Raw genomic sequence first — 26,078 nt, forward strand, 5'->3', positions numbered from 1 at the left:
CGGCTCAGATCGTTGAAGCAGGAATCACGCGACTTCAAGTCGTGTGAGGTTCAATAGCATTCATCAACAATATCAAATAAAACTCACTGCCAAATATAAAAATTTCCTTAAAATAGTGATGATTACAATGCCTGCTCATGTTTCTTAACAGAGCAAAAGAGGTCGTCTGACCGTTGGGCATCTTATATTGAGTTTATTACGAGGTATGTTGACAGCTCATGATTTGGCCGTTTAAGCCCAAGTTTAGAAAACAAATTGCGCGGATTGAAATTACTGGTGCGATCGGCGGTGCTACTCGCAAACGCGTCCTAGAAGCCCTGAAAACTGTAGAAGAAAAAAAGTTTCCGGCATTATTGTTACGTATCGATAGCCCTGGCGGTACAGTCGGAGATTCCCAAGAAATCTACAGCGCCCTGAAGCGTTTGCGCGAAAAAATTAAAATCGTCGCTAGCTTTGGCAATATTTCGGCATCTGGAGGAGTCTACATCGGCGTGGGAGCCGAACACATCGTCGCCAACCCAGGTACGATTACGGGTAGTATTGGTGTGATTCTGCGTGGGAATAACTTGGAACGCTTGCTAGAAAAAATCGGTGTTTCCTTCATGGTAATTAAGTCTGGCCCTTACAAAGACATTTTGGCTTTTGATCGGCAACTGACTCAACCAGAAGAAAACATCCTGCAAGAGTTGATTGACACAAGTTATCAGCAGTTTGTTCAAACGGTAGCTGATGGTCGTTCTTTAACAGTAGAAGCTGTGAAAAGTTTTGCCGATGGCCGGATTTTTACTGGACAGCAAGCCCTAGAGTTCGGTGTTGTAGACCGCCTGGGCACAGAAGAAGATGCCCGCCGTTGGACAGCAGAACTGGTCGGACTTGATCCGGAAAAAACTCTCTGCTATACCCTAGAAGAACGTAAACCCTTATTGAGTCGCGTTCTACCAGGAAGTCGTCAGTTTTCATCAGGAATTGGGGCTGGCATTGATTGGCTGGAATTTGAAATGTCTACTAGTGGTTTACCGTTGTGGTTATATCGACCCTAATATGAGTTAGGAGGAGCCAGTGCGGTCTTCTCCCAAGGGGAGACGCTAAAAGCGATGGGGTTTCCCTAAGTGGAGCAACTGGCGTTTATGAGTGAGGAGTTATGAGTTAAAAATCTTAACTTCTCGTTCTTAACTCCTAATTCCTTACTTTTTTGTTTTAAGGAGGATTTTGGCGTGGAGTGGCAAATGCGGGCTATTCGCGGAGCAACAACCGTTTCAGAAAATACCGTTGAGGCAATGCGAGAGGTAGTAACAGAACTACTAGATGAACTAGAAAACCGGAATCAATTCCAGCCGAGGGACATGATTAGTGTGACTTTCTCAGTTACACGCGATTTGGATGCTATTTTTCCAGCTGCGATCGCTAGAGGGCGTCCTGGTTGGGATAATGTGGCCATGTTGGATGTGCAGCAAATGCACGTCGAAGGTAGCTTACAGCGCTGCATTCGCTTCTTAATCCACGCTTATCTGCCAGCTTCCGCCTCAATTCATCATATTTATTTACGCAACGCTGCTAGCTTGCGTCCCGACTGGAGTTTGCCCCAGTCTTTACAAACATCACAGCCAACAGTTAAGTCAAAAGTGTAAATTATTTAAATAAAATATATTTAACAAACAGCACAAAAATACCATTGTGTGCTGACGCGGCTGATCAACCTGCTGCTGGTGGGAAAATATTACTAAGTTTGCCGTAGTGATTTAAGGTCTATTGGTGAGGCGATCGCATCCAAAATCAAGATGTTGAGTTGTAAAGGGAGTTTGCAATGAATCATCAAAAACAACTCACTGCAATGCTTGTTCCGTTCTACTTAGGGGAGCAACGAGATTCAGAAGGTCGAACAATTCAAGAAATGTGGACTTGGGATTTTGAAGAATTGGAGTGCATCCACAATTACATTCAGTGGTTGTTTCCTTTGCCTGGGCGAAGTGCATTCAATCCTGATTCACCCATTGTTGATCAGGAAGTAATTCAAGCATTTCAAAGCAACCCACACCTAGGTCAAAATTTGCTGCACTCCTTCACTGTCATGCTTCAGTTTTATGGATTGCAACGCCACGAGAGTAATGACGGAAAAATAGCTGTCAGCCAGTCAGAAGACTATCCGAATCGTAAACGCGAATGGGTCTGTATATTTAACCACAATTATCTTCGCATCACCCGTATATTAAAGTGCTTGATGACATTTGGATTGGAGAATGAAGCCCAAGCATTTTATGAATGCTTGGGGCAAATCTACCGTGAAAATAGTGATCAGATTGGAAGTGAAACATTTCAGTATTGGACAATTGCAGTCAAACCCAATGCGATAATGTAACAATCTCCTTGAATGCCGATGGGATTGAGATGCTTTGCTCAGACTGAGAGCCTGATGTACTTTGAGGCTATCTAACAGGGCGCATCTTGGCTGCAAATCCTAAATCGGCTAGCCATACTTCACCAGATTCTTTTCTTGCACCACAATAATGTATAAGAACAGGAAAGAATGCGATCGCTGATGGAGCAATATCGAGATATCCCAATGGATTTAGCAGATGCTTCATTGGTAGCTACTGCTGAAACCTTAAATCAGAGACGAATTTTTACCCTTGATCGAGATTTCCATATCTATCGATTTCCTGGTAATCAATCTTTTGAAGTTGTACCTTGAGGGATAAATCAGTAGAAAAATAGCGATCGCAATTTACTACAAAAATAGATATTACAGTGAAATGGGTCTTTTAGATCCTAGACGATGAGAGCTAGGATTTGAAAGTAGTCTGTTGCAGACAAGCTAACTATATGACATCCACATCGCGTGTTGTTCATAGCGACCCCGATATATTGGGGGGAACCCCTGTTTTTGTTGGTACTCGTGTGCCGATAAAAACCTTGCTCGATTATCTAGAAGCGGGTGACTCACTGGATGAGTTTTTAGATCACTTTCCCAGTGTCAGCCGTGAGCAAGCGATCGCCGCTCTTGAATTAGCAAAGGAAATGCTGACCGCCTATGCGAATTCTGCTTGATGAGTGTGTTCCACGACCCTTGATGCGTGAACTCACAGATTATGAGGTACGCACAGTTGTGGAAATGGGATGGTCAGGTAAAAAGAATGGCGAACTGTTGCAACTGATGATGCAGGAGAGTTTCACGATTCTTCTCACAACAGACCAAAACTTACGATATCAGCAAAACTTGCAACAGACTGGAGTTGCGGTCGTTGTTCTCGTAGCGTCTAGTAATCGCCTCCCTGATTTACTTCCATTGATCCCCAGTGTTCGCAGTGTCTTAGCAACGATCGCTCCGGGTGTGGTTGTTGAAATCAAATAGCACTTACGCAAAACTACACGCGGTAGGGGCAATTCATGAATTGCCCCTACCTAAAAATCACTCTTTTCAGTTATTGTTTGCGTAAGTCCTGTCAAAGATTTTTGAGGCGTTGGCGCAGCCCGCCTTCTCTACGAGACGCTCCGCGAACGGCATCGCTTTCTCAACTCTATTCTTTTTGATGATGAAACCGAATTCCTAGAAAGATGTCATAAACAAACTCAAAGAAGTCCTTTTTCTGCAACAATCCTGAAGTTTGATAACACCCTTTTTCATCTAACAGGGGCTTCATCAGATAATATGCAGGCTGGTAATTATACCAAGGAATCGAAGGCCACAAATGATGAATTAAGTGGTAATTCTGTCCCATAATCAGAATATTCAGAATTGGGTTAGGGTAGACGCGAGCATTTTTCCAGCGATCGCGCTCTGCAAAAGGACGATGGGGCAAATAGTCAAAAAATAATCCCAGTGCTATCCCCACCACAAAAGCCGGTATAAACCAAAAATTGAGAATGTAACCCAAAAAGTGGTATTGCACTGATATATAAACAATTACACCGACAATTAAGCGGCTGATGAACCATTCTAATAGCTCATATTTACGCCACAGTTGCCGTTGAAAGAAAAATACCTCGTGGTACAAAAACCGCACCGCAATCAACCATAGCGGGCCACCCGTAGAAACATAATGATCTGGGTCGTCTTCGGGATGATTAACATGGGCATGATGCTGTAAATGCACCCGCGTAAACACTGGAAAAGCAAAAGCTAGCATTAATGCACTCCCATGCCCTAACATCGCATTAATCACCCGGTTGCGATGGGCAGATTGGTGACAGGCATCGTGAATTACCGTCCCAGCACAATGCAAGGCAATCGTATTAACGCTAAAGCACAGCCAGTGCGGCCATTCCCAAAGCCAGTAACCAAAGCTTGATAACACCAGCATTGCCACAGCTACCAAAAACAGCAGTAGCGTGCGATTGAAATCACCAGGAGGCGCTAAAAATTCCTTGGGTGGGATTATCAGTGGCTTTTGTGCCTCCGATGTGATCATTTTTGACATTGACTCCTTCTTTACCAAACATTACGAATATACGATAAAAGATTCGGCAATATTAAAGTTTTGCAAAGTTTTGTATAGGAAGATTTATCTACAGCTTTGCATATGACTAGATGAATAACGCTATGATTCCAGACGAGGCCAAGTCTTTACTGATAAGTGGGGTATGACAATTGGCAAGAAGTTGATCGGAAAAACTCCTTCGTGGGGAGGATCGATACAAGATTAATGTACTATATCTAGTCTATCCCACAGCCCCCACTCTCCCATAAACCCTCTCTAACTGCTTAAATCTATTAAACTTATCCGTAAATTAGGTTTTAGCCCCTGATTTATAAACCTTTGAGGTTAATTCGCGGATATGTCTATTGATATAGCAGTAACTGAAAAGGAGATGCCACTTAAGTTACGATGACTTCCCAGATAGCTCCCTAACTTCAGCCCCTATGCAATTAAGAGATTCTCTACGCCGGACAAAAATTGTCGCTACTATTGGCCCCGCCACTAGCAGTCCTGAAATGCTTAAGGCGATTATTGAAGCGGGAGCCACGACGCTGCGGCTAAACTTCTCCCACGGAACTCATGCCGACCATCAGCGTAGTATTCGCTTAATTCGGCAAACCGCCTTTGAATTAAATCAGCCAGTGGCTATTCTCCAAGATTTGCAAGGCCCAAAAATTCGCTTGGGAAAGTTTGATAACGGATTTATAGTTTTGGCAAAAGGCGATCGCTTCACCTTGACAAATCGCCCGATTGTAGGTAGCCAGGATATTAGCTGCGTCACCTACGATTATTTAGCCGAAGAAGTCCCGGTTGGTGCAAAAATCCTCCTCGATGATGGACGAGTAGAAATGGTGGTAGAGGAGATTAACCGGGACAAAGGTGATTTGCATTGTCGCATCACCGTGCCTGGGAAACTTTCTAACAACAAAGGCGTAAACTTTCCCGGCGTTTACCTGTCAATTAAGGCAATGACCGACAAAGACCGAGAGGATCTGATGTTTGGTCTGGATCAGGGTGTAGATTGGATAGCACTTTCCTTTGTCCGCAATCCGCAGGACATGATCGAAATTAAAGAGCTAATTTCCAGTACAGGCAAGCAAGTGCCAGTGGTGGCCAAAATTGAAAAGCACGAAGCGATCGAACAAATGGAGGCGATTCTGGCTTTGTGTGATGGCGTGATGGTTGCCAGAGGCGATTTGGGCGTGGAACTGCCAGCAGAGGATGTCCCCGTACTCCAAAAGCGGCTAATTGCTACAGCAAATCGCTTGGGGATTCCGATCATCACCGCCACCCAAATGTTAGACAGCATGGTGAGCAATCCCCGTCCCACTCGTGCTGAAGTATCGGATGTGGCAAATGCGATTTTAGATGGCACGGACGCGGTGATGCTCTCCAATGAAACCGCAGTGGGCAGCTTCCCTGTAGAAGCAGTGGCGACGATGGCACGGATTGCCGAGCGCATGGAGCAGGAAGAAGTCCAACACTTAAACTTACGTTCTTCCAGAGATGCCCGACGCTCTATTCCCAATGCAATTAGTCAGGCTGTAGGTCAAATTGCCGAACAACTAGGCGCGGCAGCAATCATGACTCTAACCCAAACCGGGGCAACAGCTCGCAATGTCTCTAAGTTCCGTCCCCAGACACCGATTTTGGCAGTGACACCCCATGTAAATGTGGCGCGGCAGCTACAGATGGTGTGGGGAGTAAAACCGCTATTGGTATTAGGATTACCTTCCACTGGTCAGACATTTCAAGCTGCGATCAACGTAGCTCAGGAACTTAAGTTACTGTCTCAGGGAGATTTAGTAGTGATGACTGCTGGCACACTCCAGGGAATTTCCGGCTCCACAGATTTGATTAAGGTTGAGGTGGTGACGGCAATACTAGGCCACGGAATTGGACTGGGACAAGGTTCAGTCAGTGGTCGCGCACGCGTGGCTAATACTGGCATGGATGTTAGTAACTTTAATCCTGGAGACATATTAGTTGCACCCCGCACTAGTGCCGATTTTGTCGAGGCAATTCGGAAATCTGCCGGAATTATTACGGAAGAGGGAAGTCTCACAAGTCACGCAGCAGTGATTGGTTTACGTCTCGGTGTGCCAGTGATTGTCGGCGTAAAGCAGGCAACGCAGGCGATTCGGGATGGGGCGATTATAACGCTGGATGTACAACGGGGTTTGATTTACTCTGGGGCAGTGAGAACGGCTTAGAAGTGGGGAGTGGGGAGTGGGGAGTGGGGAGTGGGGAGTTAGGAGTAGGGGGAGCAGGGGAGGCAGGGGGAGCAGAACAACCAATGCCCAATGCCCAATTCCCAATGCCCAATTCCCCTTTATGAAACAGTTGCGATCGCAACCCCAAGCCATCCAGCAAAGTTTTGCTGCTGTGTGGAGTCAGGATGCTCAACAGGTTTTACTTGATATCGAGTCGGATGTGGTGAGGCGAGGGTGATGGAATAGGTACGCAGTTCGTCTTGGTGGAAAACTGTGACTTCGATGGTATCGTTTGGTTGGTAATCTTTGAGGCGATCGCTTAAGCTATTCCCCGTTACCTTAATCCCATTAATTGCTAACAACTCATCACCTGCATCAATTCCCCCGACTTGTGCAGGTGAACCAGTCTCTACAAACTTAATAATCTCCCGCCCATTCTCAGTATTTATTCTCACACCCAGGTAAGGTTCTTCTTGCTGATCTGCTACCAACTGCAAACCAAAGGGTTCTAAGTACTGATTCAAGGGCAAATCCTCAGTGCCATCAATGTAGCGTTTAAAGAAATCAGTCAAATCGATTCCGGCAACAGATTCTATAACTTCCTGCAACTGTTCTGGGGTATAGCCAATTTCAGCTTGTCCAAATTGCTGCCACATTTTCTGCATGACGTTATCGAGCGATCGCTGATTGTCATGAGTAGAGCGAATCAGTAAATCCAGCAATAACGATACCATTTCTCCTTTTAAATAGTAAGAAATTTGGGAATTACCGCTATTGGCATCCGGGCGATAAAGTTTAATCCAAGCATCAAAACTCGACTCGGAAACAGGTTGTACCTTGCGCCCCGGTGTCATTTCATATCTGGTAATTTCCTTGCCCAAGTTATTTAAATACGACTTAACATCATAAATTCCCGCCCGCAAAGGAATTAACAAGTCATAGTAACTAGTAGTGCCTTCACAAAACCACAATGATGGTGTATAGTTTTCCTGGTCGTAATCAAAAACCTCTAATGCTTTTGGGCGAATTCGCTTGACATTCCACAAGTGAAAGAACTCGTGTGCAACTAATTGGATAAAGCGATCGTACTTATCCTGAGCGCGAAACCCAAAACGCTGGTAAATTAAAGAGCAAGAATTTTTATGCTCCAAACCGCCAAAAGCTTGGCTAAATAAATGTAGCAGAAACACGTATCGTTCATAGGGCAAACCGCCGAACATCTGTGCTTCTACCTGAACAATTTTTTGGATATCAGCAATCATCTGCTGGGCTTGGAAATTTCCCTGTCCCCAGATTGCCAGTTCGTGGGGTTTTCCCAAAACCTCAAATTTATACAATTGGTGACGACCAATCTCAAACGGAGTATCAACAAGAGTATCAAAATCACCAGCCAAGAAAGTATTCGTTTCCTCAGCAACGGGTGGTAAGGCAGTAGTTACCTGCCATTCCGGGTGTGGTGGTACGATGGTGACGCGAATAGGTTGGTTCTCCCAGCCCGGTATTCTAAAAAATAGTGCCGCACCGTTAAAATAACCGTGGCTTGGATCTAAGTGATTTGTCCGTACCGATAGCTCATTCGCAAAAATGCGGTAACGTACAGTTAATTCTGAAACACCTATTTTGTCTACCTGCCAGTGATTTTTACTGATCTTCCGCCAAGGTAAAGGCTTATCCTCCGCAAAAGCCCCAAAATCTTGTAAATTCTTGGCATATTCCCGGACTAAGTAGGAACCGGGTGTCCACACCGGCAATTTTAAATTCAGAATCGGTGAGGGGTAATCGACAAGGTGTAAAGTCACCTCAAACAGATGGGTTTCTGGTTGGGACATTCCCACCAGGTAATGAATCGTTGGCCCGGTTTCCTGGACGTAGATGTTGGGACGAGCTGCTGTTGCTTTAGTCATCTTGCGTGCTGAGTTAATAGTCGATAGGTAATTTCTCCCATCATGACAAATTTTGCCTTTTAACTTTTGACTTCAAATGGAGACGGGGGCTATTTGCTGCGGTTGGTAGTCAGAACCAAGTTTGTTGGCACAAAAGCCGGTATCCCGTACTTGATTTGGTTCAATTGTTTTTCCCCAGTCTAAAGGAGTCACTAGATACTGTATCGCTCCTTGCTGCTTAAAATCTGCGTTCCAAGAGTTATTAATCTGAGCTTGATTCATATTAAATGCCAGTTGCCAATTGCTAATCTTGGTATTGCCCTGATTTGTAATTTTGAAACTGACACAAAATCCAGTTTTCCAATTGGAATTGATGTCAGTACTCACTTTTAGTTGGGCAGTGGTAGTCGGAGTTGGGGAGACAGAAGGAGTCGGAGATGGGTATACAGGAGGATTACTCGGTTGGTCTGTCGGTTGAACTTGTAGAGGTGAGAGCAGTTGCGACAGTAATTCCTGCTTGGGTAGATCAACACTTTGCCAATCATCTAGTAAAATTCCGCCTGTATCACTACTATCAGGATTCCAACTCCAGTAAGTAAAGCTCAAGTTATTTTTTTGAATGTATTTCACCAACTCATTTTGCCAAATTCCTTCTTTGGAATTTAAGTCTACTTTCCGTCCGCCAAACTCCCCAATCAAGATGGGAGCAATATTCTCACTAGCGATATAGTTAAATCCTATTTGCCAGCGTTCAATTAGATTTTTAGGAAAGTTAGAGGCAGAAAAGTAGGGCTGATTGTACACCCCAGCGCCGTACTCATGAGGAGAATAGACTAGCTTGTTAGAACGAGATAAACGTACTGGGTAACGCTTTACACCTTCTAAATTTCCCCCATGCCAATGCTCTAGCAGTTTTTGACCGGGGACATTCTTTTCTACTCCTTCAACGACAATCAGCCAATTAGGGTTGACACTGAGAATGGCATTACCTGCGCGTTCTGCTGCTAGTCGCCAGTCGGTATTGATGTTGTTATCACCCCAGCTAGCTTTGCCGTGAGGTTCGTTTTTTAAGTCTGCGCCAATGACGTTAGCTTGATTTTTGTATCTGATGGCTAACATTTTCCAGGTATCGATCCAGTCTGCTTCCGTAAACCCATCTCCATACCATAATTCTGGAATTTGCTGGTCGTTGAGGCGGTGGCTGTCGAGTAGGATTAGTAATCCTTGGCGTCCTGCTTCTTGAATGATTAAGTCCATTACCTCTAAAGGGCTTTTAGCTTGGAGTTCTATGTTGCTGCCAATTCCAAAGTCAATGCCACTTACATTAGGCGATCGCAATCCTGCCACAGAATAAGGTAGCCGGATCAAGTTATATCCCAAGCTTTTAATCTGCGCCAGCATTTCTTTATAATCTCGTTTCCATAAACCATGAGGCGCGTGTGTATCAGTTTCCATACCAAACCAGTTAACACCTCTGGGCAATACAACCTTGCCTTTCGCATCCACAATTGTTTTACCAATCGTTGAAAGCGGTAACTCTATGGGCGTCGCATCCACAATTGTTTTACCAATTGTTGAAAGCGGTAGCTCTATGGGCGTCGCAGCTGTAGAAGCATCTAGCTGGATACTAACAGGTGCTTTAGTCAAAATAATTACTAAAAATACCACTAAGCTTAAGGAAAATATCAGGAATTGCTTGTGTAACCTGAATGTTATTGGTTTACTTTTAAAGATCAGTCGCATAATTTTATTACCTTTCCTGAAGATCAATATCTAAGCTTAATTACTTAAAAAAATCTGTAATTTTTTTAAGTAAGACTATATATTCACAGTATCTTCACTTAAATATTATTTTTATATATCTAACTATTTCATCAAGCATAAATTTTCGTTCTCTGATTAAAATCATTTATTTTACAGCTTTTTAGTTATTAAATTAACATTCCAAACATCTAACTATCCTATAGCAATCCTAAATCATTTATGAGACAGAAAAAGACTGAAAAGCCGATAAATAGGTACTTTGAGCCTCCGTATTTTCTCGCGATTCAATTCGGATTGCGATAGTAAGCTTAGAGCAATATTTAGCTACTATTGTTTCTGTATCCGTAAAAATTGGCTAGTGCAAGTCAAGAGCGCTAAAATCTTTACCTAGTAATACGTATAAACTTCTGTCTATATTTTGCATTTCCCTTTATATAATCTACGTTAGTTGCTTAATTTACACAAAGTTTACGTATTTTACTGACTTCTTCATGAGTTTTATATTGAAAAAATCTTGTATAGAGAATAATTTAGATACTAAGGCAGTACAGATATTGAGTGACCGTGAAAACTCTAAACAAGATTAGATGTTACAAGCGGTAATTAGATCTGCTGCAATCTATCCATAGTCTTTTATTTGACAAAAGTTTTCTGATTATGACACTTTCTGCACTGCAAAAATTTTTACTACCACCTGCGATCGCTTCTCTAAGTGTATTTTCTTTAATGGCATTGCCCCTTGCAACACTAGGCGATAAACAAATTGCCATCAAATTCCAGGAAGAACCTATTTTTTACGGCAAACTTAGAGATATTGCTATTCCTTACGTAGTTTTTGCAACTGTACTTAGTATAGGGTCTGGAATTTCAGCACTCGCTCTCTGTGGTTGGCGAAATTCTTCTGACAAATCAGCGAAAATTCAGGAGGAATTATCTAATCTAGAGCAACACCTAGGGCAAAAAGAAGCATTACTAAAAGAATGGCAAGTGTCTGAGCCTCGGCTGCAAATTTCTGGATTGAGCGCTTTTTTAGATGACGAGATCCCTTTTGACCAAGCTCTCAGTTCAAAAAGCTCTGCAATAACTGCATCTCAACCTATTGCAGCGCAAACCCCGACATCGATGTACACACAGCCAGTAAATCCTGTACCAAAGGTTGCAACTCAAAAAAATACCACTACGACTATGAGAAATGTTGCTGCTACTTCTGCATTTGCATCTGCTCAAGCTTTCCTTAGCTATGCTCAAGAAAATCCTAATAACATCAAACAAACTACTCCTGATGAAGTGAATCAAACAGCAATCATGTCATCAGAATTTGAAGAGTTGCAAAAACAAATTAAAGAGATGATGTTACAGATGCAGGCAATGCAGAACAATTTGCAACTAACGCCCCAAGCAACAATTGCTGAGGTGGAACCCACAGCTAAATTTCAGATTTACTACAATACGGTTATTTGAAATCTACTCAAATCTGTTTATCAAAGAGCAAAATCTGAAAATAAACAGGTTTAATATTCATTACTTACATATTCGCTTCATTTAATATCTGGATGCCAGCACTCATATTGAGGCTGGTATTCCAGTTTTTATCTATCAAAAAGAGAGGATGGAGGGCTACACTACCCTCCTTCTCAATCATGAATTGTTAAGGGTTTGATGCCCATCTTAATTCTCACCTAAGAAACTCTGAAGGAGTCACAGAGGCATTCGTCTGCCTATTTTTAGCCGGTGGAAGTAAGGTAGTTTTAGAAGCTATAGATTGCGGCGGGATTTGATATCGGTTTCCCCAGCCACCATTCAAGTCTTCCGGTTGCGGACGAGGTGGTATTGTTTTCCCCGTAGGTAGAGGTATTGTTAAGCTTTGGCTAACTTGTAAATACTTTTCACCTTCGTTAGTAAAGCGAATCAACTTACTTTCAAGCTTTTCAAGCTGTTGATTTTCTGACTTTAACTTTTGAGGGTTTTGATTATCTGACTGTTCCCACTGACTAGCAGGATCGAAAATAGCTACAAATGTAACGCCATCTTCTGGAAACAGTCGTATTTGTGCTGGATTTCGTTGCCAGGCTTCCTGAAAACTACCATTGGGTGAAACTTGCCAGAGATTTAGCGCGGCCTCCCATTGTCCCTGTTTCACTTCCACAATTTGACGAGCCAGAATTGAACGGTTAGTATTCGTGTCTGAGTTGGGCAAAGTTTCTGCTTGTCCTGAGACTGGACGCAAATAACGCACAGCCGCCACTGTAATCTTACTAGACTCAGGCAGATTGCTACTACCGACGACGTTGTATACGCCTTTACTTGATATAGGTTGTACATTTTCAATTTGCATCTCCACCTTTTCTTGTGCTTTTTGAACACAACCATAACTGGCAGCTAAAAGCATTAGGCAAATGGCTACCTGGAGATTAGCAGTAGTTAAAGCTTTAAATTTGGGAATAATAGTCTTTAAATGAATATTTTTCATGATAAAAGGCAATATTTTGGGCTTTTTCTAATTAAGTCTAGCTTTTTACCTATTATGCCCAATTTATTCTTATAAATAACAAGTTTTATGACTCTTAACCTAATTAATTGGAAATTACAAAGTTTATGTAATCTAGTGGCTAATACTCATTAGGTTTGCTAAAGTTGCGACAATGAATCACCTAAATATGTAGTTGTTACTCAACTAGGCTGATGAGGCAAACAGTACTCGATTGTTATAAATTTACTTTTCCAAGCCAGTACCACAAGGTTTATCCACTGCTTTGCACTGTCGCCATTTCGATTTGCTGGGTACTGGCAGTGAGCGAAAAGTCTTTAGCTCAAGTCAACCCATCTCAGGTACAGACTAGCGAGTACCAATTGGGTTTAACAGAACCGCTACCAGTACCTCAATCGCAGTCAAGGTCGCAAACATTGCCTCCTTTACCCGCGACGACTGGTGTAGCAGTTGCACCGATCGCTAATCCAGTGCCGAAATTTGTACAGCAGAAACCAGCCAACGATCTCCAACAACTGGAGAGTGTCTTCATCCAGCAGCAAGTGACTGGAAAAGCCCCGCCAGTAGCACGTCGTTCTGTTGCCCCACGAGTGGTAGGAGGTGGGGACACTTCTGACAACTCGTCTGCAACCCAAGAATTCACTGCACCAGCAGCACCAACTTTTAATCAACTACTCAGTTCTCAAGCAGATCCTTCGCCACCACTGGCCAACTCGTCTGCAACGCCAAAATCAACTGCACCAACTTTTAATCAACTACTCAATTCTGAAGTAGCTCCGCTGCCGCCACTTCCTAACTTGCCTGCAACGCCAGAATTCACTGCACCAGCAGCACCAACTTTTAATCAACAATCACTCAATCCAGAGACAAAACCATCAGTCCCTAGTACTACTCCCACTCCAATCACAGCACTACCAGTTACGCAATCAGTAACTACTCAACAACGCCCTCAGCTTACTAGCAATAGTTTAAGGGAACCCTCTTTGCAATTCCAAGGAGTTTATATCAACCAAGGCGGTGACACTACAGCACGGGCGAGAGTCACGGGAGTCTACCCACTTTCTCCCCAAACTTTGGTTGGAGCAACCCTGGATTTAACCAGCCAAGGCAGCTTGTTGGATGACTCTCGAAACGACGGTTTAAACCTCAACGAGCTTTATTTGGCGACTTCTCTGCCAGGAGTGCCTAATCTACGGTTTGTGATCGGTCAAATAGATTTAACGTCTTACTTCGATCGCAACAGCTTTGCTAAAGATGGGGCAAGTCAATTCTTTAATCCGGTGTTTCAAACTAACCCAGCACTGGCGGCGACGGGGATTAGTTCACGCGCTAGTTTATTAGTCGATTGGAGTGTCACCGACAATATTGAAGCCAAAGCAGCTGTCTTTTCATCAGCCAACAAAATCGGTGACTTTTCCTTAGATGGATTTGCTGGAGAAATCGGTATCCGTTACGGCAATGCAATTATTCGTGGTACTTATGCCAGCGATCGCGATGCTGGTGTTGGTGATAGCTTCCTTGAAAGCTACAGCATTCCCAGAGGTAACAATCAATTTGGCACTCAGAAAGACGATCGCGAAGAATCATATGGCCTCAACGCCGAAGTCTTTATTCCTAATCTGAAATTAGGTTTGTTTGGGCGCTATGGTCACTACGAAAATAGTACATTACAAGAGGGTGGAAATACTTATCTACTGGGAGCCAGCTTATTGGATATGTTTACCCCAGATGACCGACTAGGCATAGCTTATGGTCGTCCTCTCTCCAGCGATAGCCTCCGTCGTGGAGACCGTCCAGATGTATTGGAAGTGTATTATGATTTTAAGTTTCTTGATAATCTACGGCTAGGCTTTTCGATTCAGGAACGTGATAATTTCTCCGATACAGTCTTCGGTATCAGGGTGAAATCAGAATTTGATCTGACTCCAAGAGGGAGAATTGCTCAATGAGTCAAAACAATATAGATAAAAGCCAAAAGCTAAAAGCTAAAAAAATTAAATATCGTTCTCTTTTTACTTGTTCATTTTTGCTTTTTACTTACTTGATAACTGTGCCACCTTTGGGTAGCATTGCCCCTGCTCAAGGACAGAACATACCTGCATCGGCACAAAAGGGTTTTGCATTGTTAAAAAAGGGCTTAATTAATGATGCGATCGCAGCCTTCCAGCAAGCCCTGAAAAGTCAACCGCAATCTTCGCAAGTTAGGTTAGGATTAGCGATCGCTTATCGCAAAGCCGGACGTATTCCCGAAGCTTGGAGTGCTTATCAACAAGTACTGGCGCTAGACTCCAACAACCAACTAGCTTTAAAAACGGTTGGTCTATTGGCAACTTATCGTCCTGAGTGGAATTTAAAAGGAATTGAGGCCCTGACAACTTTATTAGAGTTGAATCCCAATGACTCAGAAGCTCGCGGTTATCGTGCTCTACTCTACTCCTATCAAGGACAATTAACCGAATCCCTGGCAGACTACCAAATTCTGTTGAGCAACAACCCGACACCAAAGGCAGTCCTTGATGCAGCTCAAACTTATAGTTACAGTGGGGATTTTCCGAAAGCACTGGAGTTGTTTAACCGCTACCGCACTACTGGCAAAGCCATTACAGGGTATACAGCACTAGCCTACGGTCGCACCTTACGAGAAACAGGTAATCCTGCGGGCGCAGTACAGGTGTTAGAAGCGCAGTTGCAGCGCTCCAATAAGCTTGACCAAATCGGGATTGAAACTCGTAAAGAACTGGCTGTAGCATACCTTGTCAATCAACAACAAGCCCAAGCATTGGCGGTCTTAGATGTATTACAGGGAAGACCAGATGCGATTTTGCCCTTAGCGCGATCGCTCAATGAAATTCGCAAGTACACTAATAACCCCACCATCACCCAACAAGTTTTCAATCTCTATCGTCAAGCCCTGCAAACCGATCCCAACCCTTCCCCAAAATTGCTGCGCGAAGTCGCTGATGTCTTTAGTGGGTTCCCCGAAGGACGGCAAACAGCACTGCAACTATATCGACGGGTGGCGTTAGAATTTCCCAACGATCAAAGTTTGCTAGTGCAGCAATTAGCTTTGGAAAATCAGCTAGGTTTACTCGGTAAAAATGACTTGAAACAGCGCTTGGCGATTGCAATCCAATCACTACCGAGCGATCGCGTACAGTTACAACAGCTAGCTAATGCCTTAGTAAACATTGATGCTCCCGACCCAGAATTTTTACCTGCATACCAAAATATTTTGCAAACAGGGGTCAACGTACCGTTTTTGAATTTCCGGGTGGCGCAAATGTATGTGCAGCGACAAGACTTGAATGGCGCAAGGCTTGCCTTGGCAGCTTACACAGCTACCCCCGCAGCTGCTAAAGACCTCGCACCCCAGTTACTAGCAGCAGAAATTGAGCGTCGTGAGGGTAGTCTCGAACCTAGTGCCCAGCGTTACCAAGCTGTGCTTGCTAGCAAGCCAAATAGTAGCGATATTATTGATGCTGCTTTGGGCGGACTGGCTGGAGTGCGACTGCAACAAAAGCGTTTTGATGAGGCTGTGACAGTTTATGACCAGCTAATAGCTCGTAATCCTGAAAATTTATCGATTCAACTAGGGCGTGCTAGTATTGCCTATCAAGCCAAGCGGATCTCCCAACCAGAAGCAGAGGCAGTTTTAAACAATTGGTTAGCTACACAACCTGCAACCAATACTCCTCCAGAACTATACAGTTTGCTAGGAACGCTGCCTACAGATCCGCAAAGAGAAGCTTTATATAGTTACCTGCTAGAAACTGACCCTAGTTCCATACCATTACAACTGCGCCTATTACAGGTGATCGCAAAACGTAATCCAGCCCAAGCACGAGCGCGGATGAAGCAGTTGATTGCTCGCATTCCCAAGACTTCTGACTCATACCAATTGCAGGCAGAGTTGGCTCGATCTGTAGGTGATTTTAATTTGGCTAGCAGTACCTATGAGAATATTTTGGCGCAGCAACCAGATAACATCGATGCCCTAGCCGCTTTGGGCGGAATTCGCTTTGAACAGCGCCGCTTTGAATCGGCACAGGAAATTTATGCTCAAGTGGTGGCACAAAAACCAGAAGATAAAGGCGCACGCCGCGCCCTCGCTGGATTGAATGCGATTTTAGATCAGCCTTTGACGGCGTTGGCACAGCTAGAGCAATTGCAACTAGAAGCCGCCGCCGAAGGAGGAATTGATCGTGATGCATCTCGGCAAATACAGCAAATCCAAACAGACTTTCTGCAACGACGAGGATTTCAACCCCCTTGGGAAGACTATCAACGTCGAAACCGGAATTAGCGATCGCCTAAATTGCTTCATGAAAGTTAATTTTCAACAACAACTCGGCTAATGTTTTACAAATCAAACTGTTCTTAGGATGTGGCACTTCCCAAGAGTGGCAGCTATTGCCAGCCTGATCGGTTTATCTGCCTGTATCTCTAGTTATTCGGCAGCAAAACCCAAAACACCGGATAATCTAATTCCGGTGGCAAACCTTCCCACTGAAGGTAGTAGTCAAAATCTCACTAGATTTTTAGCGGATCTTCCTGAATCCACCCCTAACCGGGAATTACTAGCCCAAAGCTGGGATAGCTACCGCCAAAGATTTATTCAGTCAGATGGGCGGGTGATTGATTATGAAGCAAGCGATCGCTCAACTAGTGAAGGTCAAGCTTATGCTTTATTACGAGCAGTACTGATTAATGATCCGGCAACTTTTGCCCTAACCTTACACTGGTCGGAAAATAACCTCCAGCGTCAAGCAGGCGGTAAACGCACAGATAGTTTGTGGGCTTGGAAATGGGGACAAAAGGAAGATGGTAACTGGGGTATCATCGATACCAACTTTGCTAGCGATGCAGATATAGATGCGATTACCGCCCTGATTTTGGGATCACGGCGTTGGAATCGACCCGAATACTTGGAACTGGCAAAACTTAAATTGCAAGATTTATGGAACCTGTCCACGATCTCAGAACCCCAAGGTAAGCGTTACCTGTTACCAGGGTCTACAGAGGCATTTGTCCCGAATGCATCTACCTTTTACCTCAATCCCTCTTATTTTGCTCCCTATGCTTTTCGCATCTTTGCACAAGTTGACCCCCAACATGATTGGTTGAGTTTGGTAGACAGCAGCTATCAAGTGCTAGAAAATTCCGCAAAGCTTTCTAGCGTGGGTTTACCCAGTGACTGGGTAGCTCTAAATACCAAAACAGGACAATGCCAAACCTTACCAGCATCTAGCACCCTGAAAAGTTTGTATGGCTTTGATGCCTATCGAGTCTGGTGGCGTTTGTCATTGGATGCTGCCTGGTTTAATTCACCCCAAGCGCAGCGCTATCTAGCGACATCCACTCAGCACCTACGAAAACTGTGGAGTAAACAATCGAGTTTACCAGCCCGCATTGATCTCCAAGGGAAAGCATTAGTGAATTACGAAGCTACATCCCAATACGCCATGTTGTATGCCGCTATGCAATTGGTAGAACCAGCAACAGCTAAAGAACTGCTTGTGAAAAAAATACTGCCTCAATACAAGCAGGGAGTTTGGGGAGATCAATCGGCTTATTATACCCAGAATTTGGCTTGGTTAGGATTGCTACCTCCAAAGACAATACCCCAGCGACTGCTTATCGGCAAATGACATCCTCCGATGCTGAATTAGAGTACGGGCTTGCCAAACTCATCATTGAGTATTTGGCTTTTATTCCCGGCAGACTGACTCCGATTGATTTCCTTTAGAAAATATCAGGAGATGATTTTTAAGTTCTAAAAGCAACTAATTATTTCTCGTTTTTACGTAAAAACCCTGAATAAATTAACATTAAAATCACGCTCTACCATGAAGCAGTTGTTTCACCTTTCCCAAATTAGTAAAAAAGCAATTATTGTTACTTCTTGCTTTTTTTTGTTCCCTAGTTCATTATTGAGCGCCCAAGCTCAAACCAAAGGCGAACTGCGACAGCAAGTAACCTTATTAGCTCAAGCAACAACATCAGAAAAAAGTAATAAAGCAGACTTAGAAACTGCTAGCGCCAAAAAACTAGCAACCTACATCCTAGAATTTAATCGTAGCCCGATTGTGGGCAACCGGATGCGCTTGCGCGGCGTTTACTCAGAAGGTCGTCTTGCTTTTACCCGTCCGCGTGGCTGGAAACTAGATCGGGGTAAAGTACAAGCTTTAATCCGCTTTCAACACTCACCAGCACTGTATGCCAATCGCTCCAACCTGACCGTGCTACTCAATGGCACCAGTGTTGGTAGCGTACCACTCAATCGCAAAGATTCCCAAGTAGGTCAAGTACTGTTCAATATTCCACCAAAGCTGGTTCAAGACTACAACGAACTCGTATTGGTGGCACAGCAGAATAACACTCTCGAATGTAGCGACCCCAGTAGTCCCGACTTGTGGACAGAGATTCTGCCAGATTCCAAATTAATCTTGAACTATGAACGGCAGTCGATTCCCCTGAATTTCAGCCGCTATCCTTATCCTTTCTTTGACGAACTCGGCTTAGAAACTAACCAAATTGCTTACTTACAACCGAGTCAAGTTGATCAATCCTGGCTGACAGCAGCAGCTCGTTTACAAGCCGGATTGGGGAGAATCGCAGATTTTCGCCCGATTCAGACGAGCTTGGTGTCTGATGTGGCAAATGTGAAGGCAAGCGATCGCTTGGTAATCATTGGCACTCCCACCGAGCAACCAGCCCTAAATACTTGGAAGAATTTGCCCCTGAAAGTTGTCAGTAATCAAATTCTGGATCGTGATAACAACCCCGTACCTGATGAAACAGGGGTGTTGATTATAACTAAAACTGAAAAGAGCGCGGTTCCGGTTTTAATTGCCACTGGCAACAGCACAAAAGCTGTGGAAAAGGCCATCCAATTTTTATCACAGCCAGACTTACGGAAAATGGGAACTGGTCAAGTAGTTTTTGTCAATACCCTCAAAGAAGGCTCGACACCAGGACTCCGCCAATGGCCTCGTTATTTGCCAGAGCAAAATTCTTTTAAACTCAGCGACATCAAAACCCAGGTAAATGGTGAGCCGTTTAATGATGTCACTGTACGCGGAATGGCAGCACCGCCAATTGAAGTTGATTTTCGCGCTTTACCGGATGATCGATTTCTCCGGGGTAGTTCGATGAATTTGATGTACAGCTACGGGCCGCAGCTTAATCCCCGAACTTCTGCGCTCGAAGTTTTACTGGATGGAGTTTTCATCGGTGGGGCACGTCTTGATTCTGAGTCGGGAGAAACTCGCAAAAACCTCAAAGTCAATTTGCCGGAAAACTTGATCAAACCTAACTCGAAACTGCAAGTTTTCTTTCGGATGAGTCCCAGAGAACCGTTTGATAAACAGAACTGTCTTCAGCCACCAGATCAACAACTCACAGGTACGGTGCATTCTGATACTAGCTTCGATCTAAAGCGGGAGATATCTACACAACTACCAGACTTGAACCTGCTGAAATTTGGTTTTCCCTTTACTGCACCACAGGATTTATCCCAGACAGCGATTGTCGTGCCACAAATCCCCTCAAAGACAGATATTTTGACCTTGTTAGCTTTTAGCGAACGCTTAGGCAGGCTCAGTCAAGCAGATGCCGTCAAACTAGAAGTTTATACACCGGATGCTTTGCCAACAAAAGTCCGCAAAAATGACCATTTGGTAGGAATTGGCACGCGGGAGGAGTTTCCTTTCCCGGAAGTGTTTAATTCCAGTGGCTTTAACTTGAATCAAGCATTTTCCCGCTCCTCTGCCTCTGCTGCGGTTCAGACCCCGCAGGACACACAAGGGATGATTAAACAAATTATCTCTCCTTGGAACAGCGATCGCGTCGTTCTAGCTTTAACATCTCAAACCGAAACTGGTTTAGAGCGAGTGCGGCAAGTCCTTAATCAAGACTCGTGGTTCTTCCAACTCAAAAAGGATACGGTGCTTATTAGTAGCGATCAAAAAGACTCAGTTTCTTACGATGCTGATGCCTATCAACTACAGTTTTTTGAAAGCGCCCCGAATAGTCGTCGCTGGGAAAATACCAGTCCCCTCAGTAAAGCATCACGTTTTTTACAAGAAAATTGGCTATTGCTACCTGTAGGCATTTTGAGTGTTTCTCTAATTCTTTACGGGATTGTTCAGTTGTATCTGAAGCGGCTAACTGCTGACAAAAAGTAGACACTTTTCGTCAGGTATCGCCAATCTTAAATTTAAATTTCAAAATTGAGATCCAAAATGTCTTCTTCCCCCGACACATTGCCCCGGAAATCACGCGATCGCCAGCGCTTAAAATTGAGCAATTGGCTGATTGATATTACCCCCCGATTTTTTGACCGCACTCTCCGAAGAGTGGGTGTGAAACAGTTTAAATGGTTTATCCTGCTGCTATTGGTGCTATCAGTCCCACTGATTGTTACCCCGATAGAAGTTTGGCAGCAAGGATTGGTAGCAGTATTTCTGGTGCTACTCGGTCAACTGATCATACACGCAGAGTTTCAAGAGGACTCTCCAGAAATCAGCCAGTATTACCACTTGTTTATGGTGTGGCTGAGTATGATCACAACGCTGCGTTATTTATTCTACCGCACCAGTTACACCCTCAACTTTGATGGTTGGCTCAACAGCATCGCTTGCGTATTGTTGTTCCTCGCCGAACTCTATGCCATCCTCACCTTGGTATTGGCATACTTTCAAACTCTGAAAATTCAAGAACGCCAACCAGTTAATCTCGCAAACATTCCTGAACAGGAATGGTTCAAAGTCGATATCTACATCCCCACTTATAACGAAGACGTGGAGATTGTGCGTAAGACTGCCGTCGCAGCCTTAGCCTGTGATTATGCTGCTGATAAAAAAACCGTTTATGTTCTTGATGATGGTCGTCCAGAAAAGTATAAAGAAAACGACCCACGCCGAGAACAGTTTAGTGCCAGACGGGAACTGCTACGGCAAATGTGCGAAGAACTCGGCTGTATACACATGACGCGGGACAGTAATGACCACGCTAAAGCGGGTAATATCAATACCGCCTTTGAGAAAACCGACGGCGATTTAGTATTGATTTTGGACTGTGACCACATCCCATCGCGGCAAATTCTCCTGCATACAATGGGTTTTTTCTTCGATCCCAAAGTATCCTTTGTGCAAACTCCCCACTGGTTCTATAACCCCGATCCCTTCGAGCGTAATTTGGTCACAAAAGGTAGAATACCCGCAGGCAATGAACTGTTTTATAAGGTGCTGCAAAAAGGTAATGATTTTTGGAATGCTGCCTTTTTCTGCGGTTCAGCAGCATTGATCCGTAAATCCCACGCTTTAGAAGTTGGGGGAATTGCGGTGGAAACAGTGACAGAAGATTGTCACACCGCCTTGCGATTGCATTCGCTGGGTTACAAGTCTGTCTACTACGACAAAATTATGGTGGCTGGTTTAGCACCAGAAACGTTTTCTTCTTATGTGGGGCAACAAGTGCGCTGGGCAAGGGGGATGGCGCAGATTCTGCGATTGGAAAACCCCGTTTTTAATCGGAAGTTGAACCTGACATTTGCCCAGAGGATTTGTTATTTTAGCGCGACTTCGCACTTTTTGTATGGCTATCCTCGACTAACATATGCGATCGCACCGCCGCTATTTTTATTATTTGGCGTTAACTCTGTTCAAGGTTTGGGTTTAGAAACTCTAGCTTATGCCCTACCCCATATTCTCCTCTCCCTTTTTACTAACTACATCATTTACAAAAACGTCCGATTCTCCTTCTGGAACGAAATTTTTGAATTTGCGATGGCTTTCCAGGCTGGGTGGGTGACGATGTTGGCGCTGTTTAACCCCAAGCTGGGTTCATTTAACGTTACCGACAAGGGAACATCTATTAGCAAACGCATCTTTGATTGGGAATCAATGCGTGGTCTTTTGGTAGTGACAGCATTTGTAGTCTCTTCCTTACTGGCTGTTCCCTATTGGCTGCTGCTACGTCCTGAAGATTGGCAGGCGGTCTTAGTCAACACCATGTGGTCTATTTTTAATCTGGTTTTGCTCTCAGCTGCTTTGCTGGTTGGCTTTGAACAACCCCAAGTACGTACTGCCCACCGTTTACAGCGTCGTCTGCCCATCTTAATTACCAGTAACGGTCAAACAATCATGGGCAAAACCGTGAATATTTCCGAAACTGGCGCCTTAATTTCTTTGGAAACCTGGCCCAATTTACTCGATGAAGTAGAAGTTGAGGTGATGGGAGATTATACTGCTAGCGCCTCTTTAACGGCGCAGATTGTCCGAGTTTCTCCGATAAATGACACACAAACGCTTTTGGGTGTTGATTTTGTGAAGCTCAACAGTGCCCAACGCGATGCTTTAACTATAGTTTTATATTCTGATGTCCGCGAGTGGTATTCTCAGAAAGCCCAGTACGTAGACCAGCCCCTAGCTTCTCTGGGATTTTTAGCCACCAGTCTGACTCGGGCCTTGCGTGACCTCAACCAAACTAGCCGTAAAAAGGTACGCAAACAGGTAAATACCAATAGTCAACTCTACTGGGATGGTAACTTCTTCTTTGGAGTAGCCACAGAACTAGGAACAACGGGTTTACGCTTGGAAATAGAGGATAAAAAAGCCGTGTCTTCTCACAAAATGATCGGAGAACAGGATTTGCATACGATGCGAACTGTTAAACCACTGGTTGGTTTACTGTTAAATCAGGATGCCGATAATTTGTCATCTAACCGATTTGTTGCCGAAATTTATGCAATAGAAGAACAGGCAAATGGCAAGATTGCGATCGAGTTAATTTTTCCAGAAAAATTCAAGGAACGCCAAGACAGCAAAATTAAACAACTGTTGCAAGTTCTGTAACAACATTGGTGTCAATTTTAGCTAAAACACTTTGAAAATCTAGTTTCCAGATAGAACCTGGAAATGCTCAAATATAGTACCCAGAACCCCGACTTTTCACCAGAAGTTGGGGTTCTATATCCTAAGCGTTTATCAAAAATCGAAAATCCATGACACCTTCTAATCTAAAAGCATATTTAGACAACCTTATCCGTAAAAACTTGCAAATTAGTACGATGATTTGGGGACCTCCTGGCATTGGCAAATCAAGCATCGTCGGACAGATAGCTCAAGAGTATGATATGGACTTTGTGGATGTCCGCCTCAGTCAACTCGCGCCCACCGACTTGCGCGGTTTACCCGTTGCCGAAGATGGTATCTCCAAGTGGTATCCGCCAGAATTCCTCCCCCGTGGCGGTAAAGGCATCCTGTTTCTAGATGAACTAAATATGGCACCGCCAGCAATGCAGGGAGTCGCTCAACAGTTGATTTTAGATCGAAAAGTCGGTTCCTACGTTGTACCATCAGGTTGGTTTGTCTGGGCTGCTGGCAACCGTAAAGAAGACCGTGCGGCTGTATTTGATATGCCTACACCGTTAGCAAATAGGTTTTTACATCTGGAGGCACTAGCTGATTTTGACAGCTTTAAAGCTTATGCTTTAGAAACAGGAGTACACGAGCAAATAATAGCCTTTCTTTCCTTTCGCCCCACATTGTTGCACAAAATCGATCCCCAGCAACCCGCTTGGCCTTCACCTCGTTCTTGGGAAATGGCAAGTGCGCTACACCATGCAGAATTAGATATTACTCCGGCGGTAGGGGTTGCTACAGCGACTGAGTTTCAGGCTTTTATTCAGCTTTACAAGACACTACCGAATCTGACACCTATTTTGACAGGTAAAGGCGATCGCATTCCTTGGCCTCAAGAACCAAGTACTAAGTATGCCACAGCAGTTGGTTTAACAGTGCGGGCTGCTGATGCCAACCAAGCCTACAACGCTTTTATTTGGCTCAGTCAAGTTGCAACAGCCGAATGGGTGCAGTTGTTTGCTGTGGATTTATTTCGAGTCATGCGGAGTAAAGGACATCTGGGTGTTTTAGCGCAATTAGTCCAGAAAGACGCAAAATTGCAGCAGTTTATGAAAGATTTTCAACAGCTAATGGGTTTGTGAGCGAGACAAAACAGATGAATAATGAAAATAGCTCCCGGATTATCAGTGCTTCTGTGCTGCGTTTGCGGATGAAGTCGCCATTTTTCGCTACGCTGGCATTGTTTGCTCGCTTCGTTCCTTCGCAGCAATTACCAACTGCTGCCACTGACGGCAAAGATATATTTTTTAATCCAGAGTATTTGCTTTCTTTACCCACCACTCAACAGGATGGACTGCTACTGCACGAAGTTTTACACGCTGCACTGCTGCATGTGCCGCGTCGGGGTGTGCGAGAAGCAGAACTGTGGAATATTGCCGCAGATATTGTAGTCAATGGCATTATTAGCCAACAGAGTGTATTTGAACTGCCTCCGGGAAGACTGCGAGAACCTAAGCTGGAGCATTTGAGTGTAGAAGAAATTTATGAGTTGCTGTTAAAAAATACGAATAATTCCGTAAAACTACTGCATCCTGATTTACTCAATGAAGCCCCTTTTGATGTCTCATCCTCTACTACTCCTGATATTAGTAACAATCAGACAGCAGAGACTCAGGAAACAGGTAACAATCAGACACTCTTAAACTCTGAAAAAGCAGACGAAAAGACAGCACACCCTAACGAATTTGCTCGTCCGACTGCTGAAACTTCTTCCACAAACAGCGATAGTCTGTCAGAAGCAAGAAAAGCAGCATTAGAGGCACACTGGCGCAATGCTTTGCAACAAGCTGCTGTTATTGCTCGTACAGTTAATCAAGGCTTACTACCAGCCGGGATAGAACGGGAACTGGGAGCATTAACCACTGCTCAAATTAATTGGCGTAGTTACCTTTGGCGTTATTTGGTACAGACTCCTACAGACTTTGCAGGCTTTGACCGTCGCTTTATTGGGCGGAAACTGTATTTGGAAACTCTACAAGCAGAAAATGTCGAGGTATATGTAGCTGTAGATACTAGCGGTTCTATTGATAATGAGCAAATGTGGATGTTTTTAGGCGAGGTGCAGGGAATTTTGAGCGCTTATCCTCATTTAAAATGTGAGCTTTATTACGTTGATGCAGAAGCTTACGGGCCATACAAACTCAATCTCGATTTGACCCTGCCAAAACCCCAAGGTGGTGGTGGCACGTCATTTGTACCGTTTTTTGAGAAAGTCGCAGAAAGTTGGGATGGACAAACTCAAGGCGTTTGTATTTATTTAACAGATGGTTATGGTACTTTCCCTGATAAAGTACCGGAATTACCTGTGTTGTGGGTGGTAACTCCTGGTGGTTTGACTTTGGCGGAGTTTCCTTTTGGGGAAGCGGTGCGGTTATTGTCGGTTTGAAAAA

19 protein-coding genes are annotated in these 26,078 nt (G+C 44.1%); 14 read left to right on the forward strand and 5 right to left on the reverse strand.

Going from position 1 to position 26,078, the window contains the following annotated elements; all coding sequences use genetic code 11:
* Positions 1-218: 218 nt before the first annotated feature.
* From sppA to HWQ23_RS29515, 3 genes are all read left to right on the forward strand, one after another.
* Complete coding sequence (gene sppA / locus HWQ23_RS29505) at positions 219-1,040, forward strand: signal peptide peptidase SppA (RefSeq protein ID WP_292836783.1); 822 nt, start codon at positions 219-221, stop codon at positions 1,038-1,040.
* A gap of 174 nt (positions 1,041-1,214) precedes the next feature.
* Positions 1,215-1,628 carry a chorismate mutase gene (aroH, locus tag HWQ23_RS29510; RefSeq protein WP_292836786.1) on the forward strand — a complete coding sequence of 138 codons (414 nt, stop codon included), beginning with the start codon at positions 1,215-1,217 and terminating at the stop codon, positions 1,626-1,628.
* 176 nt (positions 1,629-1,804) lie between these two features.
* Positions 1,805-2,356 (forward strand): opioid growth factor receptor-related protein, encoded by a 552-nt coding sequence (locus tag HWQ23_RS29515; RefSeq protein WP_292836789.1) that lies wholly within the window; start codon positions 1,805-1,807, stop codon positions 2,354-2,356.
* A 67-nt stretch (positions 2,357-2,423) separates the two neighbouring features.
* Here the strand turns inward: HWQ23_RS29515 and HWQ23_RS29520 are convergent, their stop codons facing one another.
* Positions 2,424-2,582, reverse strand: a complete 159-nt coding sequence (locus tag HWQ23_RS29520) for a hypothetical protein (RefSeq protein WP_292836791.1) — start codon at positions 2,580-2,582, stop codon at positions 2,424-2,426.
* Positions 2,583-2,820: 238 nt separating this feature from the next.
* Here HWQ23_RS29520 and HWQ23_RS29525 point away from each other — a divergent pair, with 238 nt between their 5' ends.
* On the forward strand, positions 2,821-3,045 hold the full coding sequence (locus tag HWQ23_RS29525) for a DUF433 domain-containing protein (protein ID WP_292705834.1): 225 nt from the start codon (positions 2,821-2,823) through the stop codon (positions 3,043-3,045).
* On the forward strand, positions 3,029-3,349 hold the full coding sequence (locus HWQ23_RS29530; RefSeq protein WP_292836793.1) for a DUF5615 family PIN-like protein: 321 nt from the start codon (positions 3,029-3,031) through the stop codon (positions 3,347-3,349). Before HWQ23_RS29525 ends, HWQ23_RS29530 begins: the two co-directional genes overlap by 17 nt.
* A gap of 166 nt (positions 3,350-3,515) precedes the next feature.
* Here HWQ23_RS29530 and crtR read toward each other — a convergent pair whose 3' ends face one another.
* Positions 3,516-4,406 (reverse strand): beta-carotene hydroxylase, encoded by an 891-nt coding sequence (gene crtR / locus HWQ23_RS29535; RefSeq protein ID WP_292836898.1) that lies wholly within the window; start codon positions 4,404-4,406, stop codon positions 3,516-3,518.
* 452 nt (positions 4,407-4,858) lie between these two features.
* On the opposite strand from crtR, the gene pyk reads away from it, so the two are divergent.
* Positions 4,859-6,628, forward strand: coding sequence for a pyruvate kinase (gene pyk / locus HWQ23_RS29540; RefSeq protein WP_292836796.1), 1,770 nt, complete (start codon positions 4,859-4,861; stop codon positions 6,626-6,628).
* Positions 6,629-6,747: 119 nt separating this feature from the next.
* Here pyk and HWQ23_RS29545 read toward each other — a convergent pair whose 3' ends face one another.
* Together HWQ23_RS29545 and HWQ23_RS29550 are read right to left on the reverse strand one after the other, a co-directional pair.
* The gene (locus HWQ23_RS29545; protein ID WP_292836799.1) at positions 6,748-8,532 is read right to left on the reverse strand and encodes a M61 family metallopeptidase; all 1,785 of its coding nucleotides are present in this window, start codon (positions 8,530-8,532) and stop codon (positions 6,748-6,750) included.
* A 72-nt stretch (positions 8,533-8,604) separates the two neighbouring features.
* Positions 8,605-10,254, reverse strand: coding sequence for a cellulase family glycosylhydrolase (locus tag HWQ23_RS29550; protein ID WP_292836802.1), 1,650 nt, complete (start codon positions 10,252-10,254; stop codon positions 8,605-8,607).
* Positions 10,255-10,932: 678 nt separating this feature from the next.
* Here HWQ23_RS29550 and HWQ23_RS29555 point away from each other — a divergent pair.
* Positions 10,933-11,736 (forward strand): hypothetical protein, encoded by an 804-nt coding sequence (locus HWQ23_RS29555; protein ID WP_292836805.1) that lies wholly within the window; start codon positions 10,933-10,935, stop codon positions 11,734-11,736.
* Between the two features lie 214 nt (positions 11,737-11,950).
* Here HWQ23_RS29555 and HWQ23_RS29560 read toward each other — a convergent pair whose 3' ends face one another.
* Positions 11,951-12,745, reverse strand: coding sequence for a hypothetical protein (locus HWQ23_RS29560; protein ID WP_292836808.1), 795 nt, complete (start codon positions 12,743-12,745; stop codon positions 11,951-11,953).
* Between the two features lie 320 nt (positions 12,746-13,065).
* Here HWQ23_RS29560 and HWQ23_RS29565 point away from each other — a divergent pair, with 320 nt between their 5' ends.
* From HWQ23_RS29565 to HWQ23_RS29595, 7 genes are all read left to right on the forward strand, one after another.
* Positions 13,066-14,712 (forward strand): porin, encoded by a 1,647-nt coding sequence (locus tag HWQ23_RS29565; protein WP_365743136.1) that lies wholly within the window; start codon positions 13,066-13,068, stop codon positions 14,710-14,712.
* Entirely contained in the window at positions 14,709-17,066 is a 2,358-nt protein-coding gene (locus HWQ23_RS29570; protein WP_292836814.1) for a tetratricopeptide repeat protein, read from the forward strand. Before HWQ23_RS29565 ends, HWQ23_RS29570 begins: the two co-directional genes overlap by 4 nt.
* 79 nt (positions 17,067-17,145) lie before the next feature.
* On the forward strand, positions 17,146-18,411 hold the full coding sequence (locus HWQ23_RS29575; RefSeq protein WP_292836817.1) for a family 8 glycosyl hydrolase: 1,266 nt from the start codon (positions 17,146-17,148) through the stop codon (positions 18,409-18,411).
* 198 nt (positions 18,412-18,609) lie between these two features.
* Positions 18,610-20,949 carry a cellulose biosynthesis cyclic di-GMP-binding regulatory protein BcsB gene (locus HWQ23_RS29580; protein ID WP_292836820.1) on the forward strand — a complete coding sequence of 780 codons (2,340 nt, stop codon included), beginning with the start codon at positions 18,610-18,612 and terminating at the stop codon, positions 20,947-20,949.
* A gap of 57 nt (positions 20,950-21,006) precedes the next feature.
* A complete protein-coding gene (bcsA, locus tag HWQ23_RS29585) occupies positions 21,007-23,619 on the forward strand; it encodes a UDP-forming cellulose synthase catalytic subunit (protein ID WP_375466633.1) in 2,613 nt (870 codons plus the stop codon).
* Positions 23,620-23,768: 149 nt separating this feature from the next.
* Positions 23,769-24,770: an ATP-binding protein gene (locus HWQ23_RS29590; protein WP_292836823.1), complete on the forward strand. Its 1,002-nt coding sequence runs from the start codon at positions 23,769-23,771 to the stop codon at positions 24,768-24,770.
* Positions 24,771-24,784: 14 nt separating this feature from the next.
* The gene (locus tag HWQ23_RS29595; protein ID WP_292836826.1) at positions 24,785-26,074 is read left to right on the forward strand and encodes a vWA domain-containing protein; all 1,290 of its coding nucleotides are present in this window, start codon (positions 24,785-24,787) and stop codon (positions 26,072-26,074) included.
* The last annotated feature ends 4 nt before the right edge of the window (positions 26,075-26,078 follow it).

This window comes from Nostoc sp. JL33 (assembly GCF_017114985.1).
Taxonomy (GTDB): Bacteria; Cyanobacteriota; Cyanobacteriia; order Cyanobacteriales; family Nostocaceae; genus Nostoc.

Excerpts from the sequence above, each read along its gene's own strand:
- bcsA (WP_375466633.1), top strand. The coding sequence starts at position 21,007 with ATGTCTTCTTCCCCCGACACATTGCCCCGGAAATCACGCGATCGCCAG.
- HWQ23_RS29555 (WP_292836805.1), top strand. The coding sequence starts at position 10,933 with ATGACACTTTCTGCACTGCAAAAATTTTTACTACCACCTGCGATCGCT.
- HWQ23_RS29575 (WP_292836817.1), top strand. The coding sequence starts at position 17,146 with ATGTGGCACTTCCCAAGAGTGGCAGCTATTGCCAGCCTGATCGGTTTA.
- HWQ23_RS29580 (WP_292836820.1), top strand. The coding sequence starts at position 18,610 with ATGAAGCAGTTGTTTCACCTTTCCCAAATTAGTAAAAAAGCAATTATT.
- HWQ23_RS29560 (WP_292836808.1), bottom strand. The coding sequence starts at position 12,745 with ATGAAAAATATTCATTTAAAGACTATTATTCCCAAATTTAAAGCTTTA.
- HWQ23_RS29525 (WP_292705834.1), top strand. The coding sequence starts at position 2,821 with ATGACATCCACATCGCGTGTTGTTCATAGCGACCCCGATATATTGGGG.
- HWQ23_RS29570 (WP_292836814.1), top strand. The coding sequence starts at position 14,709 with ATGAGTCAAAACAATATAGATAAAAGCCAAAAGCTAAAAGCTAAAAAA.
- HWQ23_RS29550 (WP_292836802.1), bottom strand. The coding sequence starts at position 10,254 with ATGCGACTGATCTTTAAAAGTAAACCAATAACATTCAGGTTACACAAG.
- HWQ23_RS29590 (WP_292836823.1), top strand. The coding sequence starts at position 23,769 with ATGACACCTTCTAATCTAAAAGCATATTTAGACAACCTTATCCGTAAA.
- HWQ23_RS29530 (WP_292836793.1), top strand. The coding sequence starts at position 3,029 with ATGCGAATTCTGCTTGATGAGTGTGTTCCACGACCCTTGATGCGTGAA.
- HWQ23_RS29520 (WP_292836791.1), bottom strand. The coding sequence starts at position 2,582 with ATGAAGCATCTGCTAAATCCATTGGGATATCTCGATATTGCTCCATCA.
- pyk (WP_292836796.1), top strand. The coding sequence starts at position 4,859 with ATGCAATTAAGAGATTCTCTACGCCGGACAAAAATTGTCGCTACTATT.
- sppA (WP_292836783.1), top strand. The coding sequence starts at position 219 with ATGATTTGGCCGTTTAAGCCCAAGTTTAGAAAACAAATTGCGCGGATT.
- HWQ23_RS29545 (WP_292836799.1), bottom strand. The coding sequence starts at position 8,532 with ATGACTAAAGCAACAGCAGCTCGTCCCAACATCTACGTCCAGGAAACC.
- HWQ23_RS29595 (WP_292836826.1), top strand. The coding sequence starts at position 24,785 with ATGAATAATGAAAATAGCTCCCGGATTATCAGTGCTTCTGTGCTGCGT.
- crtR (WP_292836898.1), bottom strand. The coding sequence starts at position 4,406 with ATGATCACATCGGAGGCACAAAAGCCACTGATAATCCCACCCAAGGAA.
- HWQ23_RS29515 (WP_292836789.1), top strand. The coding sequence starts at position 1,805 with ATGAATCATCAAAAACAACTCACTGCAATGCTTGTTCCGTTCTACTTA.